This window comes from Xanthomonas sp. WHRI 8393, assembly GCF_040203315.1.
Lineage (GTDB): Bacteria > Pseudomonadota > Gammaproteobacteria > Xanthomonadales > Xanthomonadaceae > Xanthomonas > Xanthomonas arboricola.
Window position 1 is genome coordinate 113,194 of sequence record NZ_JBEGGL010000009.1, and the last position, 8,322, is coordinate 121,515.

The 8,322-nt window shown below is 66.5% G+C and carries 3 protein-coding genes; 1 reads left to right on the plus strand and 2 read right to left on the minus strand.

The window, feature by feature from the left end; all coding sequences use genetic code 11:
- Nucleotides 1–19 precede the first annotated feature (19 nt).
- The gene (locus tag ABQ137_RS20055; protein WP_184379181.1) at nt 20–2,791 is read right to left on the minus strand and encodes a winged helix-turn-helix domain-containing protein; all 2,772 of its coding nucleotides are present in this window, start codon (nt 2,789–2,791) and stop codon (nt 20–22) included.
- Between the two features lie 488 nt (nt 2,792–3,279).
- Entirely contained in the window at nt 3,280–4,569 is a 1,290-nt protein-coding gene (hemL, locus tag ABQ137_RS20060) for a glutamate-1-semialdehyde 2,1-aminomutase (RefSeq protein WP_024938103.1), read from the minus strand.
- Between the two features lie 307 nt (nt 4,570–4,876).
- Between hemL and ABQ137_RS20065 the strand changes: the two genes are divergently transcribed.
- On the plus strand, nt 4,877–8,053 hold the full coding sequence (locus ABQ137_RS20065) for a TonB-dependent receptor (RefSeq protein WP_024938104.1): 3,177 nt from the start codon (nt 4,877–4,879) through the stop codon (nt 8,051–8,053).
- The last annotated feature ends 269 nt before the right edge of the window (nt 8,054–8,322 follow it).

An 8,322-nucleotide genomic window follows, 5' to 3' on the forward strand; every position in this document is an offset into this window, starting at 1 on the left:
CCAGTGCCGGCGCTGGCGGTCAGCCTGGCGACGTCTCCGCACTGCCGGGCGGGGCCGCTGCGCGCAACAACCCGCGTTGCAAGGCCTGCGCCAACGCGCTTTCGCGGCTGCGTGCATCGAGCTTGCGATAGAGGTTCTTCAAGTGGAACTTAACCGTGTTTTCCGACAGGTGCAGACAGCGTGCGATCTGCTTGTTGGAATACCCGCGTGCCAGTTGCGCGAGCACTTCCAGCTCGCGCTCGCTGAAGATGTCGCCGGCCGGGTCTTCGTCGCCGCTAAGGCGTTCGAGCAGGGCCTGGATGGTGAGTGCGCGGGTGGTGCCGCCGACGGTCTGCGGGTCGTGTTGACGCAGCGAGCGCAGCATTGCCTTGGCCGGCAGTCCGAGTTCGACGATCGCCTGCCAGCTTTGCGTCAGCGCCACATGATCGAGCGCGCTGTACAGATGCGGCAGCGCCGCGGCCAGTTCGCCACGCTGCTGCAGCACCAGGGCGATGCGTGCGCGGGTGCGCGCGAGGTGGCACAGATTGTCATTGGCCAGGCAGGCCTGTTCGATCTGGCCCAGGATGGTCAGCGCGGCGCTGCTGCGTCCGGCCAGCCGGTGCCAGCGTGCCAGCGCAAAGCCCATCGCCGCGCGATCGCGCCAGCGGTGGGGCGAGCGCAGCGTATGCGCCAAGCCGGATTCGCCGCCGGTACGGGCGATCACCACATCGATGGCGGCATTGCCCGGATGTTCCAGCAACAGCATCAAGCGCCATGCTGCCGCCAGCTCGGACAGGCGTGTCAGCTTGCGCCCGTGGGCGATCTGTTCGACGTGTTCGAGCAGCGCCAATGCACTGCGCCCGCTGTGGTCGCGCACACGCTCCAGTCCCAGCGCGGTGTCGTAGGCGGAAGCCAGTACGTCCATGCCGCCGTCGTGCTGTTCCAGCAGTTCCAGCGCCGGATGCAGCAGGTCGGCCGCATCGTCGTGGTGGCCGCGTTCGTAATGCAGTTGCGCGAGCAGGCACTGGCCGGCGGCCTCCAGCACGCGATCCAGTTGCGGGGTGCGCGCGCACCAGTTCAGGGCCTGCCGGTAACAGGCTTCGGCGTCGCCGAGTTGCCCGCGGTAGAAAAAGCTCTGGCCCAATGCCAGCAACGCCTGGCTTGCGCCCGGTTCGCTGCCGCCGCGCTGCATCGCGTCGCGTGCGTTCAGGGCGTAGCGTTCGGCCAATGCAAAGGCGCCCTGCGCAATGGCGGTGGTGGCGCAGATGCACAGCAGCATGCCGCGGCCCAGATGATCGTCTTCGTCCAGCGCGGATGCCTGCGCGGCGATCTGGGTCAGGCCATGCGGATTGCCGCAGATTTCGTCGAGGCGATCGCGCAACAGCGCCACCACCACCGTGTAGTCGCGCTGCAAGGGCTCACGCAGCGCCGCTGGAAAGTCGCGGAAGCGTTCCAGCAGCAGGCGCGCATGGCTGAACTCGCCGAGCCTTGCGTGCAGATGCGCCTGGGTGAGATTCAGCGCCGGGGTGTCGCGGATGGTGCGGTGTTCGAAATGCCGGAGCAGTGCGCGTACCTCGTGCGTGCCGTGGGTCAGTACCAATTGCCAGGTGCCGGCGCGCGCGATGTAGCTGGCGGCCAGGTCGCCGCACTCGGCACGCGATGCGTGCCGCACCGCTTCGGCCAGATGCTGGTGCTCGCCAAACCAGCGTGCGGCCCGTTGATGCAGGTGCGTGGCCTGGCCGGGATGTTCGCGGTCGAGCAGTTGCTGCAGGAAGTCGGCAAACAAGGGGTGATAGCGGAACCATTCGCGCTCGCCATCCATGGGCACCAGCAGGCCGTGGAAATGTTCCAGCCGCGCCAGCAGCCGGCCGCTGTCGTCGCGCTGGCGCACTGCATCGGCCAGCGCTGCGTTGACGCGCTCCAATGGACTGGTTCGCAACAGCAGGTCGCGCGTATCGGCATCCAGATCGTTGACCACCTGTTCGGCCAGGTACGCGGCAATCTGTGCACTGCGGCCGGAGAAACGCGCGGCCACCTCCTGTTGACGTTGCGCGCCGCCCTCCAGCCACAGGCGCGCCAGATGCAGCGCCACCGGCCAGCCTTCGGTGTAGCGCAGCAATTCGTCCACCACCGGCGCCGGGACCTGGGGCCCCAGCAATGCCTGCGCCTCGTGCTCGTCCAGCGCCAGTTGCGCACTGCCGAGACGGCTGAGCTGCGCCTGCAGGTCCAGCCGCGCCAGCGGCAGTGCCGGCACGCGCCGGGTGGCCAGCAGCAGGTGCAGGCGTCCGCCGCCGTGTTCGACCAGGCGCAGCACCAGCTCGTCGACGATGCCGCTGCCGAGCCGGTCGTAATCGTCGAGAATCACGCTGATGCGCCGTGGCGCCGTGCGCAGCGCGCGGATCAGCACCGTCACCGCCTCGCGCGGATCCTGGTCGCGGTTGTGCAGCACTGCGGCGCACAGCGCCGGATCGGCACCTGCGTGCTGGATCGCCAACGCCAGATGGCCAAGGAAGCGCGCGGCATCGGCGTCCTCTTCGTCTAGCGACAGCCAGGCCACGGCAGCGTGCTCGCGTGCGCGCAGCTGCGCATGCCACTGCGCCAGCAGCGTGGTCTTGCCGAACCCGGGCGGTGCCAGCAGCAGGGTGAGTGGCCGGGCCTGGGCCTGATCCAGCGCCGCCAGCAAGGCACCGCGCACCACCGCACCGGTACGCGGCAGCGGCGGCTCCAGCTTGCTGGCAAGCAGCCAATCGGGAAGGGCGGAATCGCGCGACGGTGAGGGGCGCGGTGTGAGCAACGCAACAGGCTTGAGCATGAGGCGAGGGCGGCCCTGGCAAGCGTCGGCAGCGCGCCGGCTCGACACGCTGCAGATCGTGATGAAACAGCGGCGATGCAGATCGCGTCACCGTGACCGGCGACAACGTCATATCGGCTGCTTCGAGGGTCCCCACCCATGCCCATCCGTGGACACCTTTCAGAAAGGTATGACAGCCACAAGACAAAAGCAAAGCTTGTCGTTGCGCCGCCGCCTGAATGGCGCAAGCGATGGCGCAGGGTGCGTGCAAGCGCCAGGCAACAGCCGAGTCCATCCGGACGCCATGGGCCCGGACACGACGCCGGCGCCGCGCCTGTTCAGCGTCGGCGCGGAGTCGAGATACACATCAGGCATCATCGGTGCCGCGAGCCTTGCGGCCAGCGCCATCGGTGAGCATCGCGAGGCACGCGATCACGCCTGGCTTTCAACGCCACACAAGGTCAGCGTGTCCGCGCCAGCTCGCAGACAAGACGACGTCCGAAGACGCCTCAGTGCGCCACTTCCGCAAACGCCTCGCGCGCGGCGGCCAGCGTGGCCTCGATCACTGCCGCGTCGTGCGCGCTGGACATGAAGCCGGCCTCGTACGCCGACGGCGCCAGATACACGCCCCGCTGCAGCATCGCGTGGAAGAAACGGTTGAAGGTGGTGATGTCGCAGGCAGTGGCCTGCGCGTAGCTCTCCACGATCTCGTCGGTGAAGAACAGCCCAAACATGCCGCCGACCTGATTGGTGGTGACGGCAATGCCGGCCGCGCGCGCGGCATCTTCCAGTCCTTCGCACAATACGCTGGTGGCCTCGCTCAGGCGCGCGTGGAAGCCGGGCTCCTGCACCAGTTCCAGCATCGCCAGACCGGCCGCCATCGCCACCGGGTTACCCGACAAGGTGCCGGCCTGGTAGATCGGGCCGGCCGGAGCGATCTGCTCCATCAAGTCGCGCCGGCCGCCGTACGCACCCACCGGCATGCCGCCGCCGATGATCTTGCCGAAGGTGCTCAGGTCCGGCGTGACCCCGTAATGCGCCTGGGCGCCACCGAGCGCGACGCGGAAACCGGTCATCACCTCGTCGAAGATCAGCAGTGCGCCATGCCGGGTGCACAGCGTGCGCAGATGCTGCAGGTAGCCGGCCTGCGGCGGAATGCAGTTGGCGTTGCCGACCACCGGTTCGATGATCACTGCCGCCACGTCGGCGCCGATCTCGTCGAACAGGGCGGTGGCGCCTTCGAAGTCGTTGAAGCTGAGGGTGGCGGTCAACTCGCTGAGGCCGGACGGCACGCCCGGCGAGGTCGGCACGCCCAGGGTCAGCATGCCGCTGCCGGCCTTGACCAGGAACGAGTCGCCATGGCCGTGATAGCAGCCTTCGAACTTGACGATGCGGTTGCGCCCGGTGGCGCCGCGCGCCAGGCGCACCGCCGACAGCGTGGCTTCGGTGCCGGAATTGACCATGCGCACCATCTCGCAGGACGGCACCAGCCGGTGGATCGTCTCGGCCATGGTGACTTCGGCCGCACACGGCGCACCGAAGGACAGGCCGTCGCGGATCGCGCGCTCCACCGCTTCGCGTACTGCCGGGTGATTGTGGCCGGCAATCATCGGCCCCCACGAGCCCACGTAGTCGATGTAGCGGTTGTCGTCCACGTCGTACAGATACGGGCCATCGGCGCGCGCCACGAAGAACGGCTCGCCGCCGACCGACTTGAATGCACGCACCGGTGAGTTGACGCCGCCGGGCAGCAGCGTCTGCGCCTGGGCGAACAGGGCGTGGGAGCGGGTGTGGTTCATGCGCGCAGATCCTTGAGTGGTACCGAGTGGGGGCGGCGCAGCCCGACTGCGGGCAGCGCATTCGCCATTGTCAGGCTTGCGGCCCCTGTCCGCCTACCCACCAGGTGCCTGCCTACCCGTCGGAGCGGGCGGGTAGGGCAACCCGGCTGCCTATGATCGAACGGGACGGTATCGACGGTTTGGCATGAGCAGATGACCTGCGGTCATTGGCCTCCTGCGGCGGATGTTCAGAGAGTGTGATTCCGGTGCCCTTGGCGCCGTTCATTTTTGTCGCGTTGCCGACAGTTCCAGACTTGGGGGAGACAGCATGAACCGTAGTATCCAGAAGCGTGCCTTGGCGTTGGCGCTGGTCGTGGCCATGGGGAGCGTCCACGCGCAGTCCACCAGCGGCAGCATCGTCGGCAGCGTGGGGCAGAGCAGCGGCACCAGCGTGCTGGTGGAAAACAACAGCGGGTTCAGCCGCGAAGTACCGGTGGATGCGCGCGGCCGTTACACCGCCGGCAACCTGCCGCTGGGCACCTACAAGGTCACCGTCAAGCGCGACGGCGCGGTGGTGGAGACGCGCGAGAACGTCGCGATCACCGTCGGCGCCAACACCGACGTCTCGTTCGCTGCCGCGTCGGGGAGCGGCATGCAGACCCTGGACAGCGTGACCGTCACCGCCGCAGGCCTGACCACCATCGACGTCAGCAGCGTGGACACCCGCACCGTGGTCACCGCCGAGCAGCTGCAGCAGCTGCCGCTGGGCCGCACCGCCGAGGCAATCGCGCTGCTCGCACCGGGCGTGGTGGTCAACAGCGGCGGTTTCGACAATGGCCCGCTCGGTGGCTCGCTGCCCAGCTTCGGCGGCTCGGCCGCCAGCGAAAACGCCTATTACCTCAACGGCTTCAACACCACCACCATCAGCAACAACCTGGGCGGCCTGACCCTGCCGTACGGCGCCATCGACCAGCAGGAAATCTTCACCGGCGGCTACGGCGCGCAGTACGGCCGCGCCAATGGCGGCGTGATCAACCAGATCGGCAAGCGCGGCACCAATGAGTGGAAGTTCGGCGCGGCGGTGATCTGGGAGCCGAACGGTCTCAAGGCCAATCAGCGCGACATCTATTGGCGCCCGGACAGCCAGGGCAGCACGATCAACAACGCCGCCTACCGCTACGCGCGCTCGGCCAATGGCCTGTATCAGCCGGCGAGCGAGGCCGAAGCGAATCAGACCACCTACAGCGCCTACGTCGGCGGGCCGATCATCCAGGACAAGCTGTTCTTCTTCCTGGCCGCCGAACAGGTGGATTCGGACGGCGTACGCGTCGGCACCAATCGCGACACCGACAACGGCCGCACCGGCGGTCTCACCGATTACGACTACAAGCAGAAGCGCTGGTACGCCAAGGTGGACTGGAACATCACCGACAACCACCTGATCGAGGTGACCGGCGCCAGCGACGAGGCAGAGACCAATGGGTCGATCTACCGCTACGACTACGTCAATCGCCAGCGTGGCAGCTATTTCACCGACGAGTCCACCTGGAAGACCGGCCCGACCCTGTTCACCGGCAAGTACACCGGCTACCTCAGCGACAACCTCACCGTGACCGCGCTGTACGGCAAGATGAAAACGCCCGACGAGCTGACGCCCTTCAACTACAACGCGGCCGGCGGGCCGGTCATCAACAGTGCCGCGCTGCAGAATCCGGCCTACACCGGCGGCACACCGCGCATCGGCAATCAGCTGGTCACCTCGGTCAGTTCACCGGATCGCGAATACAAGAAAGACAATCAACGCCTGAATCTGGAATGGCGCATCGGTCACCACACGCTCAACTTCGGGATCGACAACCAGAAGTCCGAGGGTATCGATGTGGGCTCGGTGCTGTCCGGCCCGGGCTTTGCGTGGACCTATGGCCAGACCAACGATCCGAATGGCCTGCGGACGGGCGGGCTGGTCAGCCAGTCGGCCAACGAAGCCGGCGGCATCGGCGCGCCGAGCCCGGGCCTGGTCGATCCGGTCAACGGGTCCAGCGGTTATTACGTGGTGCGCAACATCAACACCAGTCTGTATTCCTACGAGGCCAAGCAACGCGCCTACTACATCGAAGACAAGTGGCAGGTCACCGACAACCTGCTGCTGAGCATCGGCCTGCGCAAGGACGAGTTCACCAACTACACCCCGTTCGGCGACCCCTACATCGAAGTGGATAACGCCTGGGCGCCGCGGCTGGGCTTCAGCTGGGACGTCAACGGCGATTCCAGCCTGAAGGTGTTCGGCAACGTGGGCCGTTATTACCTCGGCCTGCCGTTGTCGGCAGTGAGCCTGTTCACCCCGGCCACCACTACCGATACCTACTTTACCTACAGCGGCATCAACGCCGATGGCACGCCGATCCTGGCGCAGCAGCTGGGGTCGGCCGTGTCGGCCAACTCGCGTTTCGGCCGCATCGCCGACGTGCGCACCGCGGTGGTCAAGGACATCGAGGGCGAGAACCAGGACGAGGTCATCCTCGGTTTCACCAAGCAGCTGGACACCGGCTGGGTGCTGGGCGTGCGCGGCACGCATCGCCGCCTCAATGCGGGGATCGACGATCAGAACTACGACGTTTCCAATACGGCGTTGATTGCCGCTGCGGCCGCCCAGGGTGTCACCATCGACTTCTCGCAGGTTGCCGGTGCATCGCTGATCAATCCGGGCCAGACCAACACCTGGGGCGTGATCGGTACCGATGGCCAGTTCCATGAAGTGTCGGTGAGCCGCGAGGCGGCGGGCTTCCCGAAGTTCAAGCGCAATTACTCGGCGGTCGAATTCAATCTGGAGCGCCCGTTCGACGGCAAGTGGTACGCCAAGGTCAACTATGTCTGGTCGCATAGCTATGGCACCACCGAAGGTCAGGTGCGTTCTGACCTGTGGCGCACCGGCGGCGCTTTGGGCAGCTACCAGGGCCAGGCCTCGGTTTCCACCACGCAGAGCTGGGACCACGCGGCGCTGATGGAACACTTCAACGGCGATCAATCCAACGATCACCGTCATCAGCTCAAGCTGTTCGGTTTCTACCAGTTCACTCCGCAATGGGGCGCGTCGGCCAACTTCAGCCTGATCTCGGGCGCGCCGCACAATTGCCTGGGCAACTATTACGGCGACAACTACACCGGCACCGACCCGGCAGGCTACGGTGGCAGCGCGATCACCGGCGGTCCTTACCACTACTGCTACAACCCGGAGACCGGCACCGGCGTGGCGTCGCCTCCTGGCTCGCAGGGGCGGCTGGGCTGGATCGCGCAGCTCGACATGGGCGTGACCTACAAGCCGGCATTTGCCGCCGGCAAGCTGGCACTGCGCTTTGACGTGTTCAACATCACCAACGAGCAGACCGCAACCAACATCTACCCGTTCTCGCAGTTGCCCGACAACACCACCAACCCGCTCTGGGATCAGGTAGTGGCCTACCAGGCACCGCGCTCGGGCCGGGTGACATTGAGCTACGACTTCTAATCGCGCCAGGCGATAAGGTCGGTCCCGGCAGCGACGCGTGATGGCACGCGTCGCTGCCTTGTTGTCTGTACGTCACGTCGCCCTTCGTATGCGCTGTTGAAGGATTGGTCGCGCGCATAGATCGCGCATAGATCAGTTGTAGAGCGGTTGATCTGCAGTTTGCTGCGGGGTCCTTGCCCGCCCACCCTCGCGGGACACGCCGCAAGTACGTCCGTGTAGGCTCTTACGCGGCATCCATGCCGCGTAAGGTCCCGCGACGATGGGCGGGC